Source organism: Nitrincola alkalilacustris, assembly GCF_008973755.1.
GTDB lineage: Bacteria > Pseudomonadota > Gammaproteobacteria > Pseudomonadales > Balneatricaceae > Nitrincola > Nitrincola alkalilacustris.
In genome coordinates this window covers 369,224-395,528 of sequence record NZ_WBOM01000002.1, presented here as the reverse complement: position 1 = coordinate 395,528, position 26,305 = coordinate 369,224, and the positions used below count along the sequence as shown (strand labels likewise).

Here is a 26,305-nt window from a genome sequence, read left to right as displayed (position 1 = left end):
GCTAAAACACACTCCTGCGCCCAACGCGAGGCGAACTCATCGCTGGTATTGGATTGAGCGGCATCGACCAATCGTCAGATCTGGTTCCAATTCATAGCGATTGGCGGTACTCAGCGCTTGTTGGTACCAACGATTGGTGAAACCAAGGATATCTTGATCATCAGGCATGAAATCCACTCGCAACTCACCCAACTGCATGGCACAAACCGGCGGGGTCTTTTCCCCGGGATTCGGCATACAAACTCTAAAGCCGGACTGACTAAGTGTTTTTTGCAGTGTATAGAACGCAGCGCGTCCCATGACATGAACAATGATATCAACATCATCTGTATGGCGAACTTGCTCCAAGGTGAACTCGTCGCTCAGATACAGGGCGGTGGTACAGCCGCCTACAAATGCCATGTTAGCTCTTAGTTCAGGCCCCAGTGCATCTGCGACTTGTTTGAGCATCATGCGCTGTACTTGCTGTGTACTCATGCCCTCACTTCCATATGATTTTTTAACATATCTGCTGCCAAATTGGCTTCCCTAGGGTTACCCAGCCGGATAGCATCCACCAGCGCCAGTAGCGCGTATAACTCAGGATCACGCCGTACCGCATTAGGCACTGAGTGATACAGCGGAGTAACTGAAAGCCCCTTCCGGTTACCCTGAGCATCAGGCCATACTGGTACTAGATCCCCCCCGGTCATTAGCTTGCCCTCAAGCACGGGAGCGGCAAACGATGTACCAATACCCCGTGCCAACTCTCCGGCTCTTGCCGGGAATACATATCGGATTCCGTATACCAAAAACTCAAACAGTGCCTTAGTGTTCGCACGTGGGAGGCCTGTTTTACGATCTCGTATAGCCAGCCCTACGTCAAGGCAGCGCTTCAAGCTCGCGCTCACTTGTGATTTACTGATACCCGTTTCATGTTCAAGGTTTCGCACACTGTAGGCTTGCTCCTGAATCTCAGAAAGACTGTGCATAGCAACAGGAGTATGCCGACCATCCATTTCATCGTCCCAATCCTGCCAATCATCTGGCCAGGCTTTTCTGCTACCACTGCCATGCACGCACACCGATTCACGCTTTTGGAGCGAAATAAGTTTAAGCAGCAACACTACATCTTGACTTTTCATGCACTCCCCCTACCAATCGTCCTGCGTCCTAGGACAAGGGACATTCTGGAACAGAATACATATAAAGATCAATATCCAGTAGTATTGAAATAGCACTAATTCTTAGTAAATGATGCATTTCTTATAGATATCGCAGACAACACTCGTGCCACGCATCATCTGCTGGCGCAGAATGCGTTAAATCGCAAGGAATGAGTTTTTATGGGGTGATCTCACCTCCCGCGCTACAAGGTAGATGGCATGTTACGACTGTTAGGTAATATTATCTGATTCATTTTTGCTGGCGTCTGGTTAGCAATCGGTCATCTAGCCTCGGCACTAGCCTGCTTCATCACCATAATCGGAATTCCGTTTGGCTTGCAGCATCTGAACCTTGCTTTGATCGCATTAGCACCTATCGGCCAAATCGTAGTGAGCGCGGATCCGCGCCGCTGGATGCTGTGATTTCAAGAATACGACTAAGAGGAAAAATTTGACGAATTGAGGTAGGGAATACGTAGCGAAGGTAGTATGTTCCACCTGTGCTTCGATAAGTGTATGGAATGGTGGCTGCCATCTCAAACCCCTACTGAAGTGTCAGACCTAAGTGTCAGACCCTCAGAATTACTGGATTTGAAGCGGAAACCCTATCTAATCCATTGATTTTAATAGAATTGGCGGTCAGGGAGGGATTCGAACCCTCGGTACGTTGCCGTACACACACTTTCCAGGCGTGCTCCTTCAGCCACTCGGACACCTGACCGTCTCATCACTTGCCGCGATCGCCGCAATTGAGGCTGCGCATTCTATCAAACTCGCAACAAAGCACAAGAGTAAGTTGCAATTTGGTGTGCATAAAGGATTAAATATGCATATCCACATATCAATCCAACACCGATATGGAACTGATCAGAAGATGAATCCCGTCGTATTTTTCAAATGCCTGTCAGATAACACACGCTTGCGTATAACGGCGTTGCTGACGGTCGAGAAAGAGCTTTGCGTCTGTGAGTTGATGGCTGTACTGAAAGAGTCACAGCCGAAGATTTCACGCCATCTGGCGCTGTTGCGCAACTGTGGCCTGCTGCTGGATGAGCGCCGTGGGCAGTGGGTTTACTATCGTATCAATCCTCAACTGCCTGAGTGGGCAACCGCTGTACTGGCGCAGCTTGAGCAGGCTGACCAGAGCGGTCTCGTCGCTGGGCTAAACACACTGAAGCAGTTCAGGGAGTCCAGCGGCCTGCCGCTATGCTCCTGATGTTAGTCAGCGATGCTGCAGCATCATCTGTTTGTCATACTCATGTCATAACTAGTGCACTTTACGTGCAGTAACGGGAGATTTAACCCATGACCATCAAAGTCGGAATCAATGGTTTCGGACGTATCGGACGGCTGGCACTGCGCGCTGCCTGGAACTGGCCGGAGTTTGAGTTTGTTCAGATCAACGATCCAGGTGCTGATGCCCATACGCTGGCGCATCTGCTCAATTTTGATTCTGTGCACGGCCGCTGGGCGCATGAGGCTATTGCTCAGGGTGATGAGATGGTCATCGATGGCAAGTCGATCAATGTATCGCGCAATAAAGCGATTGCTGATACGGACTGGTCAAACTGTGATCTGGTGATTGAGTGTTCCGGCAAGATGAAAACAACCGAAGCCCTGCAGGATTACCTCGATCAGCGCGTCAAGCGCGTTGTTGTCTCTGCACCGGTGAAGGAGCCCAGTGTTCTGAACGTGGTGATGGGTGTGAATGATCATCTGTATGATCCCGCCCTGCATCCGATTGTGACGGCCGCTTCCTGCACCACTAACTGCCTTGCGCCGGTCGTGAAGGTGATCCATGAGCATCTGGGTATTCGCCACGCCAGCATGACCACCATCCATGATCTGACCAACACTCAGACGATTCTGGATGCACCGCATAAGGATCTGCGCCGCGCCCGTGCCTGTGGCATGAGTCTGATCCCGACTTCAACCGGATCTGCCACGGCGATCATCGAGATATTTCCTGAGTTGAAGGGTCGCATCAATGGTCATGCCGTGCGTGTGCCGCTGGCGAATGCATCGCTGACCGATTGCGTATTTGAGGTTGAAAAAGCCACCACACCCGAGGAGGTGAATGCTCTGCTTAAAGCCGCCGCCGAAGGTGAGCTGGCAGGCATTCTCGGCTACGAGGAGCGCCCGCTGGTCTCGATCGATTACCGTACAGACCCTCGCTCCAGCATTATCGATGCGTTGTCCACAATGGTGATCAACGGCACTCAGGTGAAGATCTATGCCTGGTATGACAATGAGTGGGGTTATGCCAACCGCACGGTAGAGCTGGCCCTGAAGGTCGGTCTGTCGGATCAGAAGGGCTGAAACCATGCTCGCAGCCTTGAGCCCGGGCGTTCGCCAGTATCTGGTCGTTACCGGTAATTACTGGGCCTTCACGCTGACCGACGGTGCCTTGCGCATGCTGGTGGTGCTCTACTTCCACCAGTTGGGTTATGCTCCGCTGCAGATCGCCATGCTGTTTCTGTTTTATGAATTCTTCGGGGTGGTGACCAATCTGGTCGGCGGCTGGCTCGGGGCTCGGCTCGGTCTTAACCGCACGATGAATATCGGGCTGGCCCTGCAGGTGATCGCGTTGCTGATGCTCGCGGTGCCCGAGAGTTGGTTAACGCTGATCTGGGTGATGGTGGCGCAGGCGCTGTCGGGTATTGCCAAGGATCTGAATAAGATGAGCGCCAAGAGCGCGATAAAGCTTCTGGTACCTGCCAATGAGCAGAGCACCCTTTATCATTGGGTTGCCCTGCTGACCGGCTCCAAGAATGCACTGAAGGGCATCGGCTTTTTTCTGGGCGCCCTGCTGCTGGTGTGGTTGGGTTTTTCAGGTGCTGTGGTCGCGATGGCCAGCGTACTGGCGCTGGTATGGATCGCGTCTCTCCTGCTGCTGAAAAATGATATGGGGCGGATGAAATCCAAGCCGAAGTTCAGCGAGATACTGTCCAAGAGCCGTGCCGTCAATTATCTCTCTGCAGCGCGTTTTTTCCTTTTCGGTGCACGTGATGTGTGGTTTGTCGTGGCGTTGCCGGTGTTTCTGAGCTCTGCACTGGGCTGGGATTCTCGCGAGGTCGGTGCTTTCATGGCCAGCTGGATCATTGTGTATGGCATTATCCAGTCACAAGCGCCAAAACTGACCGGCAGGCAACGCAATAAGGTTCCCGGGCGTGCGTCCGTCGTTAGCTGGGGGCTTGCCCTGTGCACCATCCCAGCGCTGATAGCCATCGCTTTGATGCTGGAGCTGTCGGCCGGTATGACGCTGATTGTCGGTTTGTTTGTATTTGGCGCGCTGTTTGCCATCAACTCATCGTTGCACAGCTATCTGATCGTCAGTTTTGCGCGTGGTGAGGGTGTTTCGCTGGATGTCGGCTTTTACTATATGGCCAATGCAATGGGGCGCCTTGTTGGTACTTTGTTGTCTGGCTGGCTGTTTCAGACATCCGGGCTGATTGCCTGCCTTTGGGTGTCTGCCGCTTTTATTCTGATCGCAGCATTGATCGCACTGGCACTGCCATCACCAGGTTCTGAATCCATCCATTGAGGCCATGGGAATATTTCTGTTCCAGCCTGTATTAGTGCAGGCAAACGCTGTTTTTCCTGATAGCATGGCCGATGTTTTTTATCCACCACTCAGAAGATGGTCGTTCGACCAACAAGTGGTACAGATTACCCATAATCGGGTCTGTTTTTATCATTCAGGGAGTTAAATCATGTTACTCGCGGTACTGGCGATTATTGTCGGGCTGGGATTACTGGTATGGAGTGCCGACCGTTTTGTGGATGGTGCGGCTGCCACAGCGCAGTATGCGGGCATGCCGCCTTTGTTGATTGGTATGGTGATCATCGGCTTTGGTACTTCTGCACCCGAGATGTTTATCTCGGCCATCGCAGCCTTTCAGGGTAATCCGGGGCTGGCACTGGGCAATGGCTATGGCTCAAACATCGCCAATATTGGTCTTATTCTGGGTCTGACTGCATTAATCAGCCCCATCGCCGTCAAATCCGGTGTATTGCGCCAGGAGCTGCCGCTGCTGTGTGGTGTCACGCTGGTCTCAGGCCTTTTGTTGTTGAACGGACAGATCTCCCGACTGGATGCCGGCCTGATGCTGCTGGTCTTTGCCGGTGTGATGTACTGGACGATTCATACCAGCATGAAGCAGCACAAGGATATTCTGAGTACCGAAATCGTCGCTGAACTGAAAGATGATCCCATGCCGCTCAAGACCGCCGTCATGTGGCTTCTGATCGGTCTGGTTGTACTGGTGATCAGCTCGCGGATGCTGGTCTGGGGTGCGGTCGATATCGCGATGGCGCTTGGGGTCAGTGATCTGGTCATCGGTCTGACTATTGTCGCCGTCGGCACCTCCCTGCCGGAGCTGGCAGCCGCATTGGTCGCTGTCAGGAAGGGTGAGCATGATCTCGCATTGGGTAACGTGCTCGGCTCCAATCTGTTCAATACACTGGCGGTTGTGGGGATTGCGGGTGTGATTCACCCCTTGGCTGTTCCTGCTGAAGTGCTTTATCGGGATTGGCCAGTCATGGCGGCTCTGACACTGTCACTGTTCATTACAGGCTATGGCTTCAAGGGGCCGGGAAAAGGTCGGATCAACCGCTTTGAAGGTGGTGCCCTGTTGCTGACTTATGTCGGTTATACCAGCTATCTGGTTTACAGTATCAGCCACGGACTGGCCTGAGCGCCCTGCCCTTCCTTCCCCCTTGCAACCTGTTGATTCGCTGGTTGCAAGGGGGTCTGAAACCTTGTGTCACCAGGGAATTACGCTGCCATCATAATTCAGGAAACTGCCTGACTGATCAGGTGTCAGGTTGGCGATCACCTGCCTGAGTCCTGTCACACTTTCCTCAGGGGATATCAGTGCATTGGGTCCTCCCATATCGGTTTGCACCCAGCCCGGATGCAACATCACAAACTTCAGTCCCGAACCATGATAATCCACAGAAAGGCTTTTCACTGCCTGATTCAACGCAGTTTTGGAGCTGCGATAGTAGTAACTGCCTCCTGAGCGATTATCGGCAATGCTGCCAACCTTACTGCTGAGAAAGGCGATGGTCCTCATTTTGCCTGCGGCCACACGAGGCAGAAGCGCCTGTGTCAGCATCAGGGGGGATAGCGTATTCACCTCCAGAACCTGACGCCAGATCTCTCTGTCCAGATGGGTGAACTGCACCCCATGAGGCCCATAGTACCCCGCATTGTTGATCAGCAGATCCAGCACAGTATCACCCAACACACGGTTCAAGGCCGTGATCTGGCCATCACGTGTAATATCCAGCGCATGCAAGCTGACCTGTTCAGGGTAACCCGCCGCCAGGGCGCGTAAAGCTTCTGCTCTTTCCAGATCCCGTGCACAGGCATGAACCTGCCAACCATCACGTGCATATTGATACGCCAGCTCCAGCCCGACCCCCCTTCCACACCCTGTAATCAACACAGTCGCTGTCATGTCCCATCTCCAACTGTCATGGCAGTGTGACCGATCAAGTTCACCGCCGCTGTTATGTTTATCGGGTTACCTTAAGTGTAGCAGCGACTGAAAATTTACCGTCATGCCGGTCGTTTAATATGTGTAATAAGAAACAGTGAGGAGGGAGTGAAGGGGTGTGAGGACAAGCTGGAGCCAGACAACAGAGATCAAATATCATTGGCCAGAGCTGTCCTCCTGAGGCAGCAGCAGTGTCTGAAACCGCTCTGCGCTCATCGGACGATAGAAAAAATATCCCTGTACAAGGTCACAACCCATCTCACGTAACTGGTCGACCTGCTCGCTCAACTCCACACCTTCTGCAACCACATCCAGGCCCAGATCTCGTGAGAGTTGGATGATGGTTCTGACGATGCTGAGCGCCACGCGGTCTGACTGCATATCGGAGATGAAAGATCTATCAATCTTGAGAGTGGATAATGGCAAGCGTCTTAAATATGAAAGACTGGAGTAGCCGGTACCGAAATCATCCAACGCCAGTCTGAAGCCCTCTGATGAAAGCGACTGCACACTGCTGAGTGCCAGGCCTTCACTTTTCATCAGGCCGGTTTCGGTAATTTCCAGCTCCAATGCATCAACAGGCAGGTGATAGGTCTGCAGCGAGCTGAGCAGTTGTTGAAGCAGATCTGTGCGTTCCAGTTGCTGAACCGACATATTGACGGCGATACGCGGCAACTTCAGACCGTCCTGGCGCCAGTCTGATAACTGCCGACAGACTTCACGAAATACCCAGTAGCCGATCTCGACAATCAACCCGGACACTTCAGCAATCGGTATGAACACAGCCGGTGAAATACTCCCAAGCGTAGGATGGTTCCAGCGCAGCAGCGCCTCTGCACCATAAATAGCTCCGGTATTCAGCGATACCTTGGGTTGATAGTGCAGCTCCAGTGCTCCCTGAGTGATCGCATCACGCAGAGACTGCTCCAGCATAAGCCGCTCACGCGCCTCCTGGCCCATATTCTGATCATAGAAACGAAAGGTATCACGACCTGATTGTTTAGCCTGATTCAGCGCGACCTGAGCATTACGCAGCAACCCTCCATCATCTGTGGCATCTTCAGGGTAAAAAGCTATACCCAATGAAGGGCTAAGGCGGACACGGTGTCCATCCAGTTCAACCGCCTCCTGCAATGACTGTCTGATTTTCTGGGCCAGCTGACTGACGCTGTAAGGATCCACAACATCCTCTATCAACACGGTAAACTCATCTGCACCGAAGCGAACCACCGTCACCGAATCGTCCATCATCGTGGCCAGCTTTTTTCCCTGGCTCTGAATCAGGCGATCACAGGCCACATGCCCGAGCGTTTCATTGATCAGTTGTATCTCGCCCAGATCTATTGCCATCAGCGCCAGACGACTGCTTTGATGACGCGCCTGACGGATGGCGTGATGAATACGCTCATTCAGCAGATGCCGATTACCCAGCCCTGTCAGAGGGTCATGGTTGGATAGATGACTGATCTCAGCTTCCTTGGCCCGCATTTCGGTAAGATCATGAAACACTGATACATAGTACTGCGTCTTGCCGTGAGGATCTCTCAGACAGTTGATCGACAGCCACTGTAGAAAAACACTGCCATCCTTGCGCCGATTCCATATTTCACCCTGCCAGCGTCCATCCGCCTCCACCTGATCCCACATCGCATCATAAAAGTACTCATCGTGATGTTCAGAGCGCAGCATCTTTGGCGTTCTACCCAGGACCTCCTCCTCGGTAAATCCGGTGATCTCAACAAATGCCTGGTTAACCTGAAGGATACGTGCCTGAGCATCCGTCACCATGATACCTTCGATGGTATTATCGAACACTCGCAGTGCCAGCCTCTGCTGCGCTTCGTACTGTTTGCGCAGCCTGAGATCCTTGGCTATTCCGGTTATCCAGATCACCTCACCCTGAGCATCCAGGTGGGGAACAATCGTCATATGAGCGGGGATCAGTTCACCTTGCAGATTTTTGATCTCCAGCTCGCCATCCCAGCGCTCTGCATTGGCCACAAGTTTCGGGAAAATCTCAGTATTCAGATACTGGTAGGTGGCTGCTTGATGAAACTCATGCACATAAAGGGGTTCTGTCAGCAGATCATGGTCCTGCGAAACACCCAGAAGCTGCCTGCCGAAAGTATTGAGATAGATCAGCTGTTGATCAACCGCAATGGTGGCAATCATCTGGTTGGCTGCTTCGATGATTGTCTGCTGTCGCAGCAGTAACTGATCATCCAGCATAACTGTTGGAAGGTTCCCCTGTTTAGAGGAGACTTTAGCATTGGATACAGTCATCAATGACGATGTTCCATCTGATTGTTATCACCACAACATCACATGTGAGAACAAAAAATTCAAGACTTCATTGAATGAGTATAGAACTTTTCGTGAAGAAAAGGGCATGAAGGAATAGCTTCTGAAAAAACAGTGGCTTGCCCAACCAAGACAGGATTCGCCTATTCCAGGCCTGAAAAGCTGTGACGAACCAGCTGGAGCTTCTCAATCGGTACGGGGCGCCCGAACAGATACCCCTGATATGCAAGGCAACCATAACTGGCCAGGCGGCTGCGCTGCTCCTCTGTTTCGACACCTTCGGCAATGACAGACAGGTTCATGCTCTTGGCCAGAGAAACTATGGTGCGTGCAATGTCGGCATCATGTGTATCAGTGAGCAGATCTCGCACAAAGGATTTGTCGATCTTCAACTGGTCCAGCGGTAGACGTTTGAGATAAGACAATGATGAATACCCGGTACCGAAATCATCCAGCGCAAAACTCACGCCATGTACCTGAAGCTGTGTCATTTTCTTGATGGTATCATCCAGATCTTCAAGCAGCATGCTTTCGGTTATTTCAAGTTTCAAGCGCGCCGGATTTGTCCCATATCGCCGGATTGAACTGAGTACCAGTTCGACAAAATCAGCCTGATGAAACTGCTTGGCACTGATATTGACCGCCAGCACCAGGTGTCGTGATTCAGGCTGACTGGACCAGAGCGCCAGCTCCTTGCAGGCGTTATCAATGACCCATTCCCCAAGCGGTAGAATCAGCCCAGTGTCTTCAGCGACCGGTATGAACTCGACCGGGGAAATCATCCCTTTCTCCGGATGCGTCCAGCGCAACAGAACTTCTGCCCCTATCAACTGATCCCGATGGTTTACCTGTGGCTGGAAATAGAGGACAAACTCATCCCTTACCAGTGCCTGTCTGATATCATTGGCCAGCGCAGCATGCTCCAGAACTTTAGCCTGCATATCCGGGTTGAAGAAGCGATGCGTATTGCGACCGGATGCCTTAGCCTGATACATCGCCAGATCTGCCTGTTTGAGCAGGTCATCCACGCTTTCATTCTCGCCATGAAACAGAGTGATACCGATACTGAGCGTACTGAAATGTTCCAGATCTTCAAAGCTATAGGGTCTAGCCAGAGTCTCGAGCAGTTTTCTACTCAAAGCATCCGCCTGCTTGGAGGCTGCTTCCTGATTCTTGCCGAGATCTTCCAGCAGGATGATGAACTCATCTCCCCCGATACGTGAGACAGTGTCATTGCGCCGGACACAGGCCAAGAGTCTTTCGGCAACCATTTTCAGCAGCCGGTCACCCATATCATGACCCCTGGTGTCATTCAGGGTTTTGAAGTCATCCAGATCGATATACAGGATCGCACCATAGTGCTCATTGCGAGAGCTTGCCAGCAGAGACTTAACCAGTCTTTCCATCAATAGTTGGCGATTGGGCAGGTCAGTCAACTGATCGTAGAATGCCAGTTGTCTGATCTTGGTTTCTGCCGCTTTACGCTGGGTCACATCCACCAGAGTCACGACATAGTTGATGATGCTGTCTTCTGTATCATTCATCACCGCCGATATGCTGGTCCATTGCAGATACTCCTCGCCACTCTTGCGCACATTCCACATTTCACCCTGCCAGGCACCATCCTCCTCCAGTGCCTCGTTCATGTTTTCATAAAACTGCTGGTCATGTTTTCTGGAGCGAATGATTTCAAGATGCTGCCCCACCACCTCGTAAGGGCTGTAGCCGGTGATATCGGTAAAGGCCTGATTGACGCGCAGAATGATCTTATCCTTGTCGGTCACCATCATCCCTTCTGCGGACTCAAACACTGTGGCAGCGATATTGAGATCCTCTACCATGCGCTGCATCGCTTCACCCACCTGGTTGTACTCATAGACCCCGGTTGTCGTGAAGTGCGCTCCGCGAACGCCCTGCTGGATCGCCTGAATATACTTGATCAGCTTTCCGATCGCCTGATCATGACTGAGATGAAGCAGCCAGGCGGCCACAAAGAGCAGAAACAGAAAGCCACCCGACAGCAGAAAAAACGATTGCCAGTAGTTTTCAGTAGCAGAAACAAAACGTTCCTCCGAGACACCGAACTCTATCCACAAGGGATAGGTGTTATTATCCAGTTTCATCTGCTTGCGCATGAGATATACACCATCGTGATATCTCAACAGCGACATCTCAACCGGTTCATCCGTATGAAAAGCGCCTGTTTCCAGCTTGCTGTAATAGTTTTTCAGCCTGCGCTCGGAGCCAACCGCGAGATAGTCGAGATCTGCCCTATCAGTCAAGGCCCTCAGGAAAGAGCGGTTCTGTCCTATCGCCAGCCCGGCAAACATGTAGCCACGCAACTGAATAGTGGCCGGATCAAAAATGGGAACGGCTTTCAGCATTAACGTGAGATCATCACTGGTCACGACATGCCAGGTATTGGTGTAGTGGACTGGGGAGCGCATTTTAGTCAGCACTGGTGTGATGTCATAGAGCGGCAAGCCAGCATCCATAACCAGATTGCCTGAATAGTCCAGCAGGAAAAAAACGTCCAGAATCGCACCCATGGCAGAGTCCTGGAACATGAAGATCATATCCTCGGCTACCGTGTCGAACTCGGCATCCTGGCCCGCCAGTGAAGTAAAAATACGGTTGGATGCAGCCGTGTGCAGATACACTTCAAGGAGATTGAGTCTGTTTTCAAGAATTGTCTGTGCCGTGCGATGACGCTGAAAAAGGCTGTTTTCGATTTCAGATTGCAGGCTGATTTCAGCTGTACGAACAGAATAGGCCATGGATACAACCAGCGCCATGAACCCGAGGAATCCAAAGATCAAGGCTATCCGTGTTGCAAACTTAAGTTCCCATTTTCCTCGTCCATTTGGTTTTTTGTCCGCTGATAGCGAGTTTGACTGCATCCAGCCTTGACCTCTTTGCCACTACTGGCCTTGTACATTTTGTCTTCAGCGACAATAACACCCGATGCATGACAGGAGAACCCTACTCATTCGAGTCTTCTATCAATTGTTTGTACTCTTCAACCTGACTGGCAAACAGTGTATCCAGCTCTTCACTGTTCATGAATACAACCGGCATTTTTATCCGCTCTTCTGTCACCTGAATAAACCGGGGATCACGGGTAACGGCTTCAAGCGCTTCAGCCAGCACTTTGACATGATCATCCGGAGTATCTACAGGAACGGCAACCACGCGAACGGCGTGCATACTGACATCATAACCCAACTCACGCAAGGTCGGTGCTTCCGGATAGTAGACCAGACGCTCATCTGCCAGGCTCGCCAGTACATGCATCTGCCCTGAGTCTGTATAAGCGCTGTGTGTGCCACCACTGAAAGCAAAATCAGCATCGCCTGATACGATCAAGGGTGCCATGCCTGCGCCACCCGTTGTCGGGACAATACGTATTGTCAGCCCCTCCAGTTTGGCAATGCGGTTAATAATGAAACGATCCTGAATATTCTGCGTGGCGTAAATCAAGCCTGGGTTAGCCTTGGCATAATCGATCAGCTCCAGCCAGGTTTTAAAGGGTTTATCCGGTCCGGTGACTATCGCAGCCTGATCCAGTGTGATACCCGCCACATAGCGAAAACTGTTCAACTCATAGGATGCTGGCGATGCCAGTGGCGCAAAGGTGAACGGGAGCGACAAGCCATATTGGAAAATGTAACCCTGATCGGTACTGCTGGCCAGCATGGCTGCAGCGGCACCACCTCCGGCACCGGGATGATGAATGATATTGACCGGTTGCCCGAGTTGCTCGGACAAGACTTCTGCCAGTACTCGTCCCTGCACATCGGTACTGCCACCAGGGTTGAATCCGATCAGCATTGTCAAAGGCTGTGACGGAAAGTCATCATCCGCCATAACAGGGAGACCTGTCAGCAGCAATGATACGAATACAGCAAACATGAACAGCATTTTGTTTTTCATATGCATACTTCTGCTTTTGCTAATTGAAGTACCCTTTCATTGCAGTTTAGGGTGACTTTGAAATTCTGTCCACCAGGGATAGAGCTGATACAGCTGCCCAGGAGAATCAGGAGAAGTATCAATGGCAGTTACTCGACCGCGTCTGCAATCAGCTGCTTATACTCTTCAACCTGTCTGGCAAACAGGGAATCCAGCTCTTCGCTACTCATGAATACAACCGGCATCCTTATCCGCTCTTCAGTCACCTCAATAAATCGGGGATCACGCGTGGCCGCCTCCAGGGCCTCAGCCAGTACCCTGACATGTTCATCCGGTGTGTTAGCCGGCACTGCCACCACACGAACAACGTGAAGACTGATATCATAGCCCATCTCGCGCAAGGTCGGTGCTCCCGGATAATGTACCAGCCGTTCATCAGTCATGCTGGCCAGCACATGCATCTGACCCGAGTCGGTGTAGGCACTATGCGTCCCCCCACTGAAAGCAAAGTCTGCATCACCCGAAATAATCAATGGGGCCATGCTCGCACCACCTGTGGTCGGAACAATGCGTAGTGACAGCCCCTCAATTTTAGCAATGTGATTCATAATGAAGCGATCGGGAGTAATCTGCGTGGCGTAAACCAAACCGGGATTGACCTTGGCATGATCAATCAGCTCCTGCCAGGTTTTGAAGGGTTTATCAGGCCCGGTGACAATAGCAGCTTGATCCAGCGTAATGCCCGCCACATAACGAAAGCTGTTAAGTTCGTAGGAAGAAGGCGATGCCAGTGGAGCAAAGGTGAAGGGTAGTGATAGCCCATACTTAAAGACATAGCCCTGATCGGGATTGCTGGCCAGCATCGCAGCTGCCACTCCACCTCCTGCACCGGGATGGTGGATGATATTGACCGGCTGCCCGAGCTGCTCAGACAAAACTTGAGCCAATACCTGACCTTGAATATCCGTACTCCCGCCAGGATTGAAACCAATCAACATAGTCAGTGGCTGAGAAGGAAAGCCATCATCTGCACTGACCGGTGAAACAGTTAGCAGAAGGGCAAAAAACACACCAAGCATAGACAACGATTTGGATTTCATAATCATACCTCTGCTGTTGCGGATTTAAATGCCCGTCCATAGCAGTTTAGGGTGTCGGTTACACGCTGTCCAAGAAGCCAAATAGGAGTGATACATGTGTAACTGAACTGATTCCAATAGCTGAGATATCAAGTAAATCAGCCTGTGTATCAGAACAGGCACCAATGGGCACTACTTCACCGAATCTGCAATCAGTTGTTTATACTCTTCAACCTGCCTTGCAAACAGGGTATGTAACTCTTCGCTGTTCATGAAAATAACCGGCTGCTTAATCCGTTCTTCAGTCACATGAATAAACCTGGGATCATGCGTGACCGCTTCCAATGCTTCCGACAGGACCCGGACATGCTCATCCGGCGTATTGGCAGGGACGGCAATTACCCGAATGGCATGCATGCTGATATCGTACCCAAGCTCACGTAAGGTTGGCACCTCTGGATAATACACCAACCGCTCATCAGACAGGCTGGCCAGTACCACCATCTGGCCGGAATCTGTATAGGAGGCATGAGTACCACCACTGATGGCGAAGTCTGCGTTGCCTGAGATAATCAGCGATGCCATGTCTGCCCCACCTGTGGTCGGAGCAATACGCAGTGATAACTCCTCAATCTCCGAGATGTGATTGATTACAAAATGATCAAGAATAACCTGAGTCGCATAGGTCAGACCAGGATTCTCCCTTGCATAGTCTATGAGCTCTTGCCAGGTATTAAAGGGCTTGTCCGGACCGGTGACAATAGCCGATTGATCCAGACTGATGCCAGCCACATAACGAAAACTGTTCAGCTCATAGGAAGCGGGCGAGACTAATGGCGCAAAGACAAAGGGCAGTGACAGCCCATATTGAAAGACATAACCCTGCTCAGTGTTGCTGGCAAGCATAGCTGCTGCCGCACCGCCTCCTGCTCCGGGGTGATAGATGATATTGACCGGCTGCCCAAGCTGTTCAGACAGGACTTCAGCCAGCACTTGTCCCTGAACATCTGTACTTCCGCCAGGATTGAACCCGATCAGCATGGTCAGAGGCTGCGACGGAAAATCGTCCTCTGCAAAGACAAACGACCCCATCAAGAACAGTGAAATGAGCCCGCCAAGCAGATAGGCATTTTTTAATTTCATACGCAAACTTCTGTTTCGCTGATTGAAATACCCGTTCAGTGCAGTTTAGGGAGCCTTAAGCAGTCTGTCCAACAGGGAAAGGTCTAACTGATACATGTGTTACAAAGCTGATTTCAGTTGCAGAACATGAAACATATCAGCGCCTGCATATCCTAAAAAGCACCAATGGACATTACTCAACCGAGTCGGCAATCAGCTGCTTATACTCTTCAACCTGTCTGGAAAACAGGGAATCCAGCTCTTCGCTGCTCATGAATACAACCGGCATTTTGAGTCGCTCTTCCGTCACCTGAATAAACCTGGGATCATGCGTGACTGCCTTCAGAGCGTCAGACAGCACCCGGACACGTTCATCCGGCGTATCGGCAGGCACTGCTATGACGCGGACGGAGCCCATACTGGCATCATATCCCAGCTCACGCAGGGTAGGTGCCTCCGGATAGGAGACCAGCCGCTCGTCGATCATGCTGGCCAGCACGAGCATCTCCCCTGTGTCAGTGTACGCACTGTGCGTACCCCCACTGATGGCAAAGTCCGCATCGCCCGATACAATCAGCGGTGCCATTTCAGCGCCACCTGTAATCGGTACGATACGCAGATTAAGTCCCTCACGCCTTGCGATGTGGTTGATGATGTAGCGATCCTGGGTGAACGGAGTGACATAGATCAGATTCGGATTATCCCTGCCGTACTCTATCAGCTCCTGCCAGGTTGAGAAGGGTTTGCCGGCTCCGGTTACTATCGCCACCTGATCCAGGGTCATCCCAGCCACATAGCGAAAGCTACCCAGTTCGTAGGAAGCAGGCGCTACCAGCGGTGCAATGGTAAACGGGAGTGACGAGCCAAACTGAAACACATAGCCCTGATCTGTATTACTGGCCAGCATCGCAGCTGCCACACCACCACCGGCGCCCGGGTTATGAATGATATTGACCGGTTGGCCCAGTTGCTCTGCCAGCACTTCGGCCAGAACACGCCCCTGCACGTCGGTACTGCCGCCTGGGTTGTACCCGATAAGCATTGTCAGCGGATGTGATGGGAATTTGTCATCTGCAATAGCTGCCACTCCCAGCAGCAGTGATAAATATAAGGCAAGCCTGAAAAACGTTTTAATTTTCATATATATACTTCTTTATTGCAGATTGATGTGCCCGTCACTGAAGTTTAGAGCTATTCTGAAACTCTGCCCATCAGGGAGGCAAGAGCTACACATGCAAAGAAGATTACTCAGCCGAATCGGAAATCAACTGTTTATACTCTTCAACCTGACTGGCAAACAGGGTGTTCAACTCTTCGCTGCTCATGAACACAACCGGCATCCTGATCCGTTCTTCAGTCACCTGAATAAACCGGGGATCACGAGTGGCTATTTCCAGAGCCTCCGCCAGTACCCTGACATGCTCATCCGGTGTGTTGGCAGGAACAGCAATCACTCGAATGGCATGCATGCTGATATCATATCCCAGCTCGCGTAAGGTGGGTGCCTCAGGGTAATAAACCAGCCGATCATCAGCCAGGCTGGCCAGTACCAGCATCTCACCCGAATCAGTATAGGCGCTGTGTGTTCCACCACTGTAGGCGAAATCCGCATCCCCCGAGACAATCAGAGGCGCCATGCCAGCCCCACCCGTAGTCGGCATGATACGCAGAGACAGGCCTTCGTGTTTGGCAATATGATTAATGATGAAACGATCATGAGTATGTTGGGTTGCATAGATCAAACCCGGATTCGCCTTCGCATGTTCAATTAATTCCTGCCAGGTTTTGAAAGGCTTATTCCGTCCTGTGACTATGGCTGCCTGAGCCAGGGTGATGCCTGCCACGTAGCGAAAACTGTTCAGTTCATAAGATGCAGGCGAGATGAGCGGAGCAAAGGTAAATGGCAGGGACAGCCCATACTTGAACACATATCCCTGATCGGGGCTGTTGGCCAGCATGGCTGCTGCCGCACCACCTCCGGCACCGGGATGATGAATGATATTGACCGGTTGCCCGAGCTGTTCGGACAGGACTTCAGCCAGCACCTGCCCTTGCACATCGGTACTGCCGCCCGGATTAAACCCGATCAACATCGTCAGAGGCCTGGACGGGAAATTGTCAGCCGCAAGTGGGGTCACACCGTTTAAGAACAGTGTAAAAAGTACAGTGAAATGAGACAGCGTTTTTATTTTCATAGGCTATTTCTTTTAATTATCATGCCCCTCCAATGCAGTCTAATTCGCCTTTTATAACCTGTCCACAAACCAGCAAAATTAAATAAATCATGCAGTTACATAGAAAAAATATAATTTAATAATATCGCATAAACAGCTGCTCTGAGAGTAGTTTAACTGGCATCCCCTCCTTCTTTGCGCTTCTGGCAGGCCTGATGAATAAAATCCAGCTGTTGATCACAGCGCCGACAGCGAAAACACATCAGCAGATGCCCCTTTAACCAAAGACGCTCTTTCAATGTCAGTGGCCGGTCAATTTTCTGTGACATCAGTTCTGTGGAATGCCGACAGGACATCATCAGGAAGCCTCCTCATTCAGGAACCAGCTTTTTTCAAGACAGGCTCGTAACTTCAAGCGGGCCCGGTGCAGTATCACCCAGCAGTTCTGCTCCGATATTCCCAGGCTGTCACAGATTTCATCCGTATCCATGCCCAGTAATTCACGCAGGGTAAACACCCGCGCCGTGTTGGTTGGCAGATGAAATACACAGATATCGAACACCTGCCAGAAATGATCCTTTTCCAGTGCCTGTTCAGGCTCATGCCAGGGCTGGGGAATTTCGGCTCGCTCCCACATCTCATTGGCAGCAAAAAAGTGTTCGATATCAGGATAATCATCCTGATTCAGGCTGATCGGCTGCAGCCGCTTTCGACTGCGTATCTCATCCAGCAACTTATGCCGCAGAATGCCGAACACCCAGGTTTCAAATTTCGCCTGACCTCGGAACCTGTCCAGAGATTCATAAGCGGCCAGCAAGGCATCCTGCACCAGATCCTCAGCCGTATGCTGATCACCCAACTGCAGTCTGGCAAACGCCAGAAGCCTTGGTCTTACTGCCTCAAGTCGCTTTTCATATGACTCACTATCCTGCCTGTCTGTCACTGCTGCAACACCCCATTGCATGTAATAAAGGGATCTCAACCAACTTTACGCCATATATTCAATTTTGCGTAGTTGAGACCCGGTTTTTATGCTTTGGTTCGTGGTACCAGTGCCAGAACAAAACTGACAAGCCCCACCAGCAGAATCACCAGCGTGATGATCAGCAGTTTGGCATAGTTGTGTTCAACACCCGACAGAGCACCAACCCAGCCGACCCTGCCCGAGCTCTCCAGAAAGTAGATGATCGAGCCCGCTATGGCCGCAAAGAACGTCACCATAAAGGCCCATGACCTGACCTCGCGTCCAGCCAGAATTGAGAAGATGATTACCGGCGTCAGAAACAACGAAGCCGTACCACTGACCGCCACCGCCGAAAACAGATCCTGAGACCCAAAGAACACCAGCACCAGCCCACCAATCGCAAACAGCAGCATCGCAATCCGCCCGCTGCCAGCCTTGCCCTTTCCCATACCCATATCCACCACAGCCAGCTTTGCGGCACTGGAAAAGGTTGAGTCCATGGTCGAGGCGGCTGAGATCACCAGCGCCACGGCCAGCATCAGCATCGCAGGTTCACCCAGCAGGCGGGCAATTGAAGTCAGAAACTCCTCGCCTTCAAGCTTGTTCAATCCGGCAAATACACCCAGCAGCCCAAACGCGAGAATACACAGGGATGAGATCCAGAAAGCATGCATGAAGCTTCTGCGCGTAGTGTCCCGATCAGCCAGAAAGCCGCGATCCATCATCACCGGATCATGCATCGGATAGCTCAGTACCTGCAGCAGCGCCACCACCAGCAGTATCCAGCCTGGCGATGTGATATCGGGACTACTCATCATTACTGCCGGAAGGTCGAACAGGCTATGCTGGAGCATCAGCACAAACAGGGCAGCAAGCAGTACCAGCAAAATGCCCATCTGCAGGAGATCAGTCCGCAGCGATGCCCGCAGGCCACCCGTCATCGAATAGATCAGCGTGACTGCGACCACAGCCAGAATCGCGAGGGTGTACTCTGTTGATCCGGCGATACCGAACACGATACCCACCACCAGAAGGTTGGCAAACACCTCTGTCAGCAGCCGCATCACCAACAGAAAATTGAAGCAGGCATTACCCAGACGACCAAATCGCGCCTGCAGAAAGCTCTGCATATTGGCTGATCCATGTCTGAATCGCAGACGATCCACAATCAGCCAGCCAGTCAGGAATGAACCGTAATAGGCAGTGTAGGCCAGAGCACCGGCTATGCCGAAAAAATACCCCAGAATCCCGGCATTCAACAGCGAGCGGGCAAAGATCCAGGTGGTCACCTGGGAGAAGGTCAGCGTCAGGACACCTGGCTGCACGCCCGCATCACTGCTGCCACGAAAAAAGCCCTCAGCAGTTCTGACACGTGGTGCCAGCACAAGGCTGCCAACCGCAACAAGCACCAGCGCGGAGATGAGTAAAGGCATATCAACTGCATTCATATCGGATTTTCCCTGTTTGATATCTATCTGCAGCCTTAGTCGCAGCAGCAACATGATCCTTACACTGACAGGCAGCTGATTCAGGCCGGTTACTGAACGATCAGCCCCGCCAGCAACTGTCGCGCACGTCGGTAGTCTTCCGGCCTGTCCACATCCCATACCTGCTCAGGCTCTGACCAGCGCAACTGCAACCTTTGCAAGCGCTCACGGGTCTGAGCCATCACCTGCCCGGTGCCCCACTGGATGCCACGAAACAGCTCAGGTTCAGGCCGGTTCAGCCCGACCAGTGCATAGCCACCATCCTCTGCCGGCAGAAACACTGCATCCTGAGTTTCAAGCTCAGCGGCACAGCGCTGCAGCAGCTCAGGGGTCAATACCGGGCAGTCGCTGCCGATCAGCAGCAACGGCTGTTGATGCTCACCAAACATATGAATGATCCGCTCGCCCAGATCCGCCCCCTGCTGCTGAAACCGCTGCACACCGAAACGGCGGCTGATCTCAAATAGAAACGGATGTTCGCTGTCACCGGCACACCAGAGCTGAACCGGTGATAGCTGGCTGGCGAGCGCCGTCTGCAAGGTGCGCAGCACCAGTTGCTGATGCACACTCGCCGCCGCTTCAGCACTCATCATCGGCATCAGCCGTGTTTTGCACTCACCCGGCACAGGTGCCTTGGCAAAGATCGCCAGCGCGGTCATCTATAACCCTCCTCTACCCATGCTCTGAACTATCCCCCGACACACGCCCCGACATATGCCTCGAACCCTGTCCGGACGGATGCTGTACTGCCGGACGATAGCCATAGCGCAAAGCCAAGGCTTCGGCCGATACACCACGCCAATAGGCAAAGCGTAACGACCACATCAACCAGATGGTGCGCCAGACACCTTTCTCCTGCCAGCGCCGCCCGGAAGTGGTGACGCGCGTGCGCAGGCACAGAGGGCGCTGGCGCGCACCCAGTCGGCGACTGATCTCGATATCCTCCATCAGCGGTTGCTCCGGAAATCCTCCCGCCTCCGCAAATAGTTCACGGCAGACAAAGATCGCCTGATCACCGGTTGCGATACCAGTCAGGCGTGAACGCAGATTCATCATACAAGCCACCACCCTGAGCATCGGATGTGAGCCGAAGATGTTCACATCATAACGACCCCAGATACATGATGAATCCGGCCAGCGGATCAGCAACGCCTGCAGCGCTTTCCACTCAAGCCGAGTATCCAGATGTAGAAACAGCAACCGTGGCGTACTGGCATGCATGGCCCCCAGATTCATCTGGGTAGCCCGGCCTGGCTCGCTCCGCAACACGTGATCCACGCGCCCGCCGACCTGTTCCAGTGTGCCGTCCCGACTGCCACCATCCACCAGAATCAGCTCAGCATGCTCACGCAGAGGCTGCAAGCTGTCCAGTTGCGCCTGAATCATCCCCGCTTCATTCAGCACCGGAATGATGATGGAGATGCGCGGCTCAGCCATGTCGCACCTCCTCTTCGCTCGTCACGGTCGGTTTCAGCGGTGCCAGCGGGATCGCCAGCATATTGATAAAGCCCAGCCGCTGCTCATCCCTGAACTCCGCCAGCCCCAGCGTCATCTGCAGATGCCCATCGCGTGGCTGTGCTGTGTAGGTGTTGAAGAGCCGATCCCAGATCGACAGAAAAAAGCCGAAGTTGGTGTTGGTTTCATCCGGATGGATCGAATGGTGCGCACGGTGCATATCCGGTGTTACCACCAAGGTGCGCAGTGTGCGATCCAGCCTTGCCGGCAGACGGATATTGGCATGAGAGAAGAGGGCAAAAGCGTTCAGGATCACTTCAAACACTATCACCACCCAGGGATCTATACCGAACAGCAGTACGATCAGCGCTTTGTACAGCAAGGACAGGCCTATCTCGATCGGATGAAAGCGCAGGCCCGTTGTCACATCCAGCTCAAGATCGGCATGATGCATGCGATGCAGACGCCATAACACCGGAATATGATGAGTCGCCAGATGCTGCAGCCAGATCGCCAGATCCAGCAACAGCAGCCCGACCACCCAGACCACCGGCTGCGGGAGTGCCAGCAGATTGAACAGTCCCCAGCCCTGCTGTTGCGCCCAGAGCGCCGTGGTTACGGCAATTGCACCGACTGTAAGTCGCGCCAGCACTGAGTTCAGCAGCGTAATCCCGAGGTTGATCCCCCAACGACGTGCTCTGGCATAGTGCCAGGTGCGTTTCGGGCGCCACCACTCCACGGCAGCACAGAGTGCAAACACACCCAGAAACACACCCAGCCTGATCACCCACTCAGCCATCATTGTCTTGTTTCCTGCCCTTAACCCAGTCGCCAGTAATGAAACCGCTCCACCCAGGCCAGAACCCTGTGCGGCACATGTGCGCGCTTCCATTCACCGGCAGCATACTTGTTCGCCTCGGCCATGGTCGGATAGATATGGATCGTTCCCAGCAGCTTGTTCAACCCGATGCCATGCTTCATCGCCAGCACATATTCGGCAATCAGATCACCACTGTGGTTCCCGACCAGCGTTACCCCCAGTATGCGATCCTTGCCAGGTACCGTCAGCACCTTGACGAAACCATAGGCCTCTCCATCGGCAATCGCCCGATCCAGATCATCAATGCCGAAACGGGTTACTTCATAAGGGATTCCTTTGGCCTGCGCTTCCTGCTCGTTCAAGCCGACATGCGCCACTTCGGGATCAGTGAAGGTAGCCCAGGGAATAACGCGGTAATCCACCTTGAAGGATTTGAAACCGCTGAACAGCGCATTCACCGATGCATACCAGGCCTGATGAGCGGCCACATGGGTAAACTGATAGGGCCCAGTCACATCACCCACAACATAGATATTCGGAAAGCGGGTCTGCAAAAAGCCGTTACTGTCGAGCGTGCCATTGTCACGGGCTTCAATACCCAGCGCTTCCAGCCCGAAACCGCTGACGTTGGCCCTTCGACCAAGCGCCAGCAGTAAACGGTCAAATGGCAGCACCAACTCCCCCTCAGGCGAGGCGGCAATCAGCACCTGCTCATCACCTCTTGTTTCAAAGCGCAGGGCTTTGGTGTTCAGATACAACTCTATCCCTTCAGCACGAAAACGCTGCATCACCAGCGCACTGGCCTCTTCATCCTCACGTGGCATCAGGCGCGCATTGCGCTGTACCTGTGTCACCCGGCTACCAAGGCGTGCAAAAGCCTGGGCCAGCTCACAGCCGATCGGCCCACCACCTAGTACCAGCAGGCGCTCAGGCAGTTTTTCCAGTTGCCAGAGGTTATCTGAGGTCAGATACTCCACCTGATCCAGCCCCGGCAGATCTGGTACTGCAGGGCGAGCACCCGTCGCAACGATGATGGAGCGTGCCGACAGCACCTGCTCCGTACCGTCTGCCGAGGTTATTTTAACCTCCCAGGGAGAGATCACCTCGGCCCGGCCCTGCAGCACCTCAACACCCAACTTGGTATAGCGCTCCACCGAGTCGTGCGGCTCGATGGTATCGATCACCTGATGTACCCGTTGCATCACCCTGGAAAAATCGATCTCAGGTTGTGCCTTGCCAAGCCCATAGTGATCCGCATTGCGCATCTCCTGGGCCAGTCTGGCGGAACGGATAATCGCCTTGGATGGCACGCAACCGGTATTCAGGCAGTCGCCACCCATCTTGTGCTGCTCAACCAGCGTTACCTTCGCCTTGACCGCCGCCGCGATATAGGCACTGACCAGACCACCACTGCCCGCACCGATCACGATCAGATTGCGATCAAAGCGTTTAGGCTTGCTCCAGCCCTGATACACCCGATGCGCCTTGACCCGATCGACGATACGCCGTGCCAGCAGCGGAAACACACCCAGCAGCGCAAAGGCACCCAACAGCTCAATGGAGAGGATTCCCGACAGCGAGTCGATCCGGGCCAGTTGTGTGCCGGCATTGACATAGACAAGGGTACCGGCCAGCATCCCGACCTGACTGACCCACCAGTAGGTCCAGACCCGCATTTTGGTCAGGCCCATCACCAGATTGATGACGAAGAAGGGAAACAGTGGCACCAGCCGCAGCGTGAACAGATAAAAGCCACCTTCACGTGCAACACCGGCGTCTATCGCCTGCATACGTCCGGCAAAGCGTCGGCGCACCCAGTCACCAAGCAGATAGCGCGACACCAGCATCGCCAGAGTCGCCCCCAGAGTCGAGGCAAAGGACACCAATGCCAGCCCCCAGAGCAGGCCGAAGATTGCGCCCCCCGCCAGCGTCATCACCGCAGCCCCCGGCAGTGAAAGCGCCGTCACCAACACGTAGATGCCGAAGAACACCAGACTGGACAACAGTGGATGCTGGTCACGCCAGCCTTCAAGCACCAGTTGCTGCGCCTTCAGATTCTCAAGGCTGAGCAGACTCAGCCAGCTCTGCTGCCAGGCAACTAGCAGAAAAAGGATCAACGCGGTAATGATCAGTAGTTTTTTCTTCATTTAAAAGCTCCTGCCGGGCTCGCCTGCTTCAGCAGCAATGTCGTTCCCTGTTGAATTCTGTCCGCGTAGGAAAGGTAAGCGGCACTGCCTTCAGGCCAGATACGCGTAAACAGCTGCCACCAGGTAGCATGATCATAACGCACCGCCAATGCCTCGTAGCGAAGACCACGCCACTCGGTAAAATACAGAGGTTGATGCGGGCCTGGCTCTGCTGCGATACGCGTGATCACTCCATACTGGCTGCCTGCAAAATTGGGCATGCCAGCTGCGCCATTATTGATCACCACACCCGATGACAAGCGACGACACACCGCCAGACAGGTATGGCTGCAGGCAAAGGCATCCACGCCGGACTGCTCAAACCAGTCACGATAGGTCGTCTGCATCATCGGATCATCAAGCGCTTCCAGCGCAAAGCCCCAGCCGGCCAGTGATGTGGCATCACCATGCACCAGTGCCACCGGACGCCCTGCCACCTCCACCATGGCCTGTTGCGGCAGATCACGTAAAGGGGCAGTCAGTAACGGCTGCTGAGCAATGGCCGTGCTTAAAGCCGCATGGATCTGATTGGAGCGCTGCACAAATGCATCCGGCACGTCATCGGGGTAGGCGCATCCACATCCCACATCTGATGGAATTGGCTGATCCTGGTGCCGAACCAACTCCTGCTCGACATTCCCCAGTAAACCTTGCGTACCGACACGCTGTTGGATATCAGCAAACAGTGATGCATCAGCATCAAACCAGTGAAAATCGCCGTTGAATACCAGTCGGCTGTCTGGTTCCAACGCCTGCATCCGCTCTATCTCATCCAGCGCAAAAGGGTTGCCATACAACCCACCAGCAACATAAAGCGCATCACACCTGAAATCAGGTGCACGACGAAAGCTCGATGGTGGATATCGATAGTCCAGCGGACAACTGCGCCCCGGTTGCATCAATGCGCTGCTCCGGCGCAGGTTTTACTGTCCTCTTCAGCATCAGCACTCAGCGCTCCACCACAACTGGAGCCCTGACCGGCAGTACAGCCATAACAGTGATCGGCAATCGCAATGGGATCTCCTGCCAGATCACGCTCAAGAAGCTCTTTGATATGCACCTGCCTATGCGAGTCACCCAGTGGCATCTGCAGTTGCTGATTGAAATCACAGTCATGCACATAGCCATGCCAATCGACCGAGATCAGGCTGCGACACATCAGGGTATCCAGTGTCGCGGGATTGAAGGAATTACGCAGCAGTTGCATATAGGGTTCAAACTGCCCCTTCGACACCAGCGTGCTGCCAAAACGTTGAATCGGCATATTGGCCAGGGTATACAACTGATTGAAGTGGACACCAAACCGGGTTGCCAGTTCGCGCTTGTAGTCGGCTTCCAGTTCCACCTGCGAAGGAGGCAGGCTCGGACCTTGGGGATTGAAGACCAGATTCAGCAGCAGACCCGATCCCTCTTCACCATAACCCAGTGCATTGAGCTGTTTAAGCCCGGCAATGCTCGCCTGAAACACACCATTACCGCGCTGGGCATTGACGTTATCTTCAAGATAACAAGGCAACGAGGCGACGATATCCACTCGATGCTGAGCCAGAAATTCAGCGGTATCCTCCTGCCCGGGTTCAGACAGAACAGTCAGATTACAGCGGTCGATCACCTTCACATCACGCTGGCGCAACTCGCTCACCAGACGTCTGAAGTGCGGATTCAGCTCGGGTGCTCCTCCGGTCAGATCAGCCAGACCTATGCCATGACGATCCACCAGTTCCAGCATCAGCTCCATGGTGTCCCAGTCCATCTCCTCCTTGCGCTTCGGGCTGGCCGCGACATGACAGTGCACACAGGACTGATTACAGCGATAGGTGATATTGGCCTGCAGTGTATCCAGCTTCTTGCGTCGCAGTGGCGGAAAATCTGTGGCGATCAGTTTGGGTAACATGGCATGCATGGACAGCTTCCTTCGTGACTGATTGACAATAGAGTTAAACCTGGTGAAGCCCTCAATAATTGACTTCAATTTTGACTGAGTCGGTGAGGGTACGCTTTTCCTTACAGTCTGGGTTCAATTTTTTAACTTGGTACACAGCTACTGAAGCGGCTGGTTCAAACTATTTGATGATGTTCTGCTACACAACTTTTGTTACTGCATCCTGGTACTGAACCTTTAGTTATTGGGCCTTTAGTTACTGGGCCCTCAGTGA

General features: G+C 53.0%; 24 protein-coding genes and 1 tRNA gene. 5 read left to right on the top strand and 20 right to left on the bottom strand.

Features of this window, described 5'->3' with window-relative positions:
• Positions 1–36: 36 nt before the first annotated feature.
• Together F7R27_RS04665 and F7R27_RS04660 are read right to left on the bottom strand one after the other, a co-directional pair.
• Complete coding sequence (locus F7R27_RS04665; RefSeq protein ID WP_151703052.1) at positions 37–477, bottom strand: hypothetical protein; 441 nt, start codon at positions 475–477, stop codon at positions 37–39.
• A complete protein-coding gene (locus tag F7R27_RS04660; protein ID WP_151703051.1) occupies positions 474–1,124 on the bottom strand; it encodes a hypothetical protein in 651 nt (216 codons plus the stop codon). The genes F7R27_RS04665 and F7R27_RS04660 overlap by 4 nt, the downstream gene beginning before the upstream one ends.
• Before the next feature lie 273 nt (positions 1,125–1,397).
• On the opposite strand from F7R27_RS04660, the gene F7R27_RS18990 reads away from it, so the two are divergent.
• Positions 1,398–1,568, top strand: a complete 171-nt coding sequence (locus tag F7R27_RS18990; protein WP_206060405.1) for a YccF domain-containing protein — start codon at positions 1,398–1,400, stop codon at positions 1,566–1,568.
• Positions 1,569–1,778: 210 nt separating this feature from the next.
• Here F7R27_RS18990 and F7R27_RS04650 read toward each other — a convergent pair.
• Positions 1,779–1,866 (bottom strand) — tRNA-Ser (locus F7R27_RS04650).
• Between the two features lie 153 nt (positions 1,867–2,019).
• Here F7R27_RS04650 and F7R27_RS04645 point away from each other — a divergent pair.
• The 4 genes from F7R27_RS04645 to F7R27_RS04630 all read left to right on the top strand — a co-directional run bounded on the left by F7R27_RS04645 (position 2,020) and on the right by F7R27_RS04630 (position 5,842).
• Positions 2,020–2,361, top strand: a complete 342-nt coding sequence (locus F7R27_RS04645) for a metalloregulator ArsR/SmtB family transcription factor (protein ID WP_151703050.1) — start codon at positions 2,020–2,022, stop codon at positions 2,359–2,361.
• 89 nt (positions 2,362–2,450) lie between these two features.
• Complete coding sequence (locus F7R27_RS04640) at positions 2,451–3,464, top strand: ArsJ-associated glyceraldehyde-3-phosphate dehydrogenase (RefSeq protein WP_151703049.1); 1,014 nt, start codon at positions 2,451–2,453, stop codon at positions 3,462–3,464.
• Positions 3,465–3,468: 4 nt separating this feature from the next.
• Positions 3,469–4,689, top strand: a complete 1,221-nt coding sequence (gene arsJ / locus F7R27_RS04635) for an organoarsenical effux MFS transporter ArsJ (RefSeq protein WP_151703048.1) — start codon at positions 3,469–3,471, stop codon at positions 4,687–4,689.
• A 169-nt stretch (positions 4,690–4,858) separates the two neighbouring features.
• On the top strand, positions 4,859–5,842 hold the full coding sequence (locus F7R27_RS04630) for a calcium/sodium antiporter (protein WP_151703047.1): 984 nt from the start codon (positions 4,859–4,861) through the stop codon (positions 5,840–5,842).
• A 69-nt stretch (positions 5,843–5,911) separates the two neighbouring features.
• On the opposite strand, the gene F7R27_RS04625 is transcribed toward F7R27_RS04630, so the two are convergent.
• From F7R27_RS04625 to arsS, 17 genes are all read right to left on the bottom strand, one after another.
• Positions 5,912–6,610: an SDR family oxidoreductase gene (locus tag F7R27_RS04625; RefSeq protein WP_151703046.1), complete on the bottom strand. Its 699-nt coding sequence runs from the start codon at positions 6,608–6,610 to the stop codon at positions 5,912–5,914.
• A 195-nt stretch (positions 6,611–6,805) separates the two neighbouring features.
• Positions 6,806–8,932 (bottom strand): putative bifunctional diguanylate cyclase/phosphodiesterase, encoded by a 2,127-nt coding sequence (locus F7R27_RS04620; RefSeq protein ID WP_151703045.1) that lies wholly within the window; start codon positions 8,930–8,932, stop codon positions 6,806–6,808.
• A gap of 161 nt (positions 8,933–9,093) precedes the next feature.
• Positions 9,094–11,745, bottom strand: coding sequence for an EAL domain-containing protein (locus tag F7R27_RS04615; RefSeq protein WP_168927424.1), 2,652 nt, complete (start codon positions 11,743–11,745; stop codon positions 9,094–9,096).
• 187 nt (positions 11,746–11,932) lie between these two features.
• Positions 11,933–12,883, bottom strand: a complete 951-nt coding sequence (locus tag F7R27_RS04610) for a tripartite tricarboxylate transporter substrate binding protein (RefSeq protein ID WP_151703043.1) — start codon at positions 12,881–12,883, stop codon at positions 11,933–11,935.
• Between the two features lie 128 nt (positions 12,884–13,011).
• Complete coding sequence (locus tag F7R27_RS04605; protein WP_151703042.1) at positions 13,012–13,962, bottom strand: tripartite tricarboxylate transporter substrate binding protein; 951 nt, start codon at positions 13,960–13,962, stop codon at positions 13,012–13,014.
• A gap of 171 nt (positions 13,963–14,133) precedes the next feature.
• The gene (locus F7R27_RS04600) at positions 14,134–15,084 is read right to left on the bottom strand and encodes a tripartite tricarboxylate transporter substrate binding protein (RefSeq protein WP_206060371.1); all 951 of its coding nucleotides are present in this window, start codon (positions 15,082–15,084) and stop codon (positions 14,134–14,136) included.
• A gap of 172 nt (positions 15,085–15,256) precedes the next feature.
• The gene (locus F7R27_RS04595; RefSeq protein WP_151703040.1) at positions 15,257–16,204 is read right to left on the bottom strand and encodes a tripartite tricarboxylate transporter substrate binding protein; all 948 of its coding nucleotides are present in this window, start codon (positions 16,202–16,204) and stop codon (positions 15,257–15,259) included.
• Between the two features lie 103 nt (positions 16,205–16,307).
• Complete coding sequence (locus F7R27_RS04590; RefSeq protein ID WP_240776230.1) at positions 16,308–17,156, bottom strand: tripartite tricarboxylate transporter substrate binding protein; 849 nt, start codon at positions 17,154–17,156, stop codon at positions 16,308–16,310.
• A 254-nt stretch (positions 17,157–17,410) separates the two neighbouring features.
• A complete protein-coding gene (locus tag F7R27_RS18985; protein ID WP_420846612.1) occupies positions 17,411–17,593 on the bottom strand; it encodes a zf-HC2 domain-containing protein in 183 nt (60 codons plus the stop codon).
• Positions 17,594–17,595: 2 nt separating this feature from the next.
• Positions 17,596–18,180, bottom strand: a complete 585-nt coding sequence (locus tag F7R27_RS04580; protein WP_240776229.1) for a sigma-70 family RNA polymerase sigma factor — start codon at positions 18,178–18,180, stop codon at positions 17,596–17,598.
• Between the two features lie 86 nt (positions 18,181–18,266).
• Positions 18,267–19,649, bottom strand: a complete 1,383-nt coding sequence (locus F7R27_RS04575; protein ID WP_151703037.1) for a sodium:solute symporter family transporter — start codon at positions 19,647–19,649, stop codon at positions 18,267–18,269.
• Between the two features lie 89 nt (positions 19,650–19,738).
• Complete coding sequence (locus tag F7R27_RS04570) at positions 19,739–20,347, bottom strand: TIGR04282 family arsenosugar biosynthesis glycosyltransferase (RefSeq protein ID WP_151703036.1); 609 nt, start codon at positions 20,345–20,347, stop codon at positions 19,739–19,741.
• A gap of 13 nt (positions 20,348–20,360) precedes the next feature.
• Positions 20,361–21,125 (bottom strand): TIGR04283 family arsenosugar biosynthesis glycosyltransferase, encoded by a 765-nt coding sequence (locus F7R27_RS04565; RefSeq protein ID WP_151703035.1) that lies wholly within the window; start codon positions 21,123–21,125, stop codon positions 20,361–20,363.
• Positions 21,118–21,945: a sterol desaturase family protein gene (locus F7R27_RS04560; protein WP_151703034.1), complete on the bottom strand. Its 828-nt coding sequence runs from the start codon at positions 21,943–21,945 to the stop codon at positions 21,118–21,120. Before F7R27_RS04560 ends, F7R27_RS04565 begins: the two co-directional genes overlap by 8 nt.
• Positions 21,946–21,962: 17 nt before the next feature.
• Positions 21,963–24,110 carry an FAD-dependent oxidoreductase gene (locus F7R27_RS04555; protein ID WP_151703033.1) on the bottom strand — a complete coding sequence of 716 codons (2,148 nt, stop codon included), beginning with the start codon at positions 24,108–24,110 and terminating at the stop codon, positions 21,963–21,965.
• Positions 24,107–25,048 (bottom strand): metallophosphoesterase family protein, encoded by a 942-nt coding sequence (locus F7R27_RS04550; protein ID WP_151703032.1) that lies wholly within the window; start codon positions 25,046–25,048, stop codon positions 24,107–24,109. Before F7R27_RS04550 ends, F7R27_RS04555 begins: the two co-directional genes overlap by 4 nt.
• Positions 25,048–26,052 carry an arsenosugar biosynthesis radical SAM (seleno)protein ArsS gene (arsS, locus tag F7R27_RS04545; RefSeq protein WP_151703031.1) on the bottom strand — a complete coding sequence of 335 codons (1,005 nt, stop codon included), beginning with the start codon at positions 26,050–26,052 and terminating at the stop codon, positions 25,048–25,050. Before arsS ends, F7R27_RS04550 begins: the two co-directional genes overlap by 1 nt.
• Between the last annotated feature and the right edge of the window lie 253 nt (positions 26,053–26,305).

Bases quoted from the DNA above. Each gene is read 5' to 3' on its own strand.
- F7R27_RS04665 (WP_151703052.1), bottom strand. From the start codon at position 477: ATGAGTACACAGCAAGTACAGCGCATGATGCTCAAACAAGTCGCAGAT.
- F7R27_RS04660 (WP_151703051.1), bottom strand. From the start codon at position 1,124: ATGAAAAGTCAAGATGTAGTGTTGCTGCTTAAACTTATTTCGCTCCAA.
- F7R27_RS04645 (WP_151703050.1), top strand. From the start codon at position 2,020: ATGAATCCCGTCGTATTTTTCAAATGCCTGTCAGATAACACACGCTTG.
- F7R27_RS04640 (WP_151703049.1), top strand. From the start codon at position 2,451: ATGACCATCAAAGTCGGAATCAATGGTTTCGGACGTATCGGACGGCTG.
- arsJ (WP_151703048.1), top strand. From the start codon at position 3,469: ATGCTCGCAGCCTTGAGCCCGGGCGTTCGCCAGTATCTGGTCGTTACC.
- F7R27_RS04630 (WP_151703047.1), top strand. From the start codon at position 4,859: ATGTTACTCGCGGTACTGGCGATTATTGTCGGGCTGGGATTACTGGTA.
- F7R27_RS04625 (WP_151703046.1), bottom strand. From the start codon at position 6,610: ATGACAGCGACTGTGTTGATTACAGGGTGTGGAAGGGGGGTCGGGCTG.
- F7R27_RS04620 (WP_151703045.1), bottom strand. From the start codon at position 8,932: ATGACTGTATCCAATGCTAAAGTCTCCTCTAAACAGGGGAACCTTCCA.
- F7R27_RS04615 (WP_168927424.1), bottom strand. From the start codon at position 11,745: ATGGCGCTGGTTGTATCCATGGCCTATTCTGTTCGTACAGCTGAAATC.
- F7R27_RS04610 (WP_151703043.1), bottom strand. From the start codon at position 12,883: ATGAAAAACAAAATGCTGTTCATGTTTGCTGTATTCGTATCATTGCTG.
- F7R27_RS04605 (WP_151703042.1), bottom strand. From the start codon at position 13,962: ATGAAATCCAAATCGTTGTCTATGCTTGGTGTGTTTTTTGCCCTTCTG.
- F7R27_RS04600 (WP_206060371.1), bottom strand. From the start codon at position 15,084: ATGAAATTAAAAAATGCCTATCTGCTTGGCGGGCTCATTTCACTGTTC.
- F7R27_RS04595 (WP_151703040.1), bottom strand. From the start codon at position 16,204: ATGAAAATTAAAACGTTTTTCAGGCTTGCCTTATATTTATCACTGCTG.
- F7R27_RS04590 (WP_240776230.1), bottom strand. From the start codon at position 17,156: ATGTTGATCGGGTTTAATCCGGGCGGCAGTACCGATGTGCAAGGGCAG.
- F7R27_RS18985 (WP_420846612.1), bottom strand. From the start codon at position 17,593: ATGTCCTGTCGGCATTCCACAGAACTGATGTCACAGAAAATTGACCGG.
- F7R27_RS04575 (WP_151703037.1), bottom strand. From the start codon at position 19,649: ATGAATGCAGTTGATATGCCTTTACTCATCTCCGCGCTGGTGCTTGTT.
- F7R27_RS04570 (WP_151703036.1), bottom strand. From the start codon at position 20,347: ATGACCGCGCTGGCGATCTTTGCCAAGGCACCTGTGCCGGGTGAGTGC.
- F7R27_RS04565 (WP_151703035.1), bottom strand. From the start codon at position 21,125: ATGGCTGAGCCGCGCATCTCCATCATCATTCCGGTGCTGAATGAAGCG.
- F7R27_RS04560 (WP_151703034.1), bottom strand. From the start codon at position 21,945: ATGATGGCTGAGTGGGTGATCAGGCTGGGTGTGTTTCTGGGTGTGTTT.
- F7R27_RS04555 (WP_151703033.1), bottom strand. From the start codon at position 24,110: ATGAAGAAAAAACTACTGATCATTACCGCGTTGATCCTTTTTCTGCTA.
- F7R27_RS04550 (WP_151703032.1), bottom strand. From the start codon at position 25,048: ATGCAACCGGGGCGCAGTTGTCCGCTGGACTATCGATATCCACCATCG.
- arsS (WP_151703031.1), bottom strand. From the start codon at position 26,052: ATGCATGCCATGTTACCCAAACTGATCGCCACAGATTTTCCGCCACTG.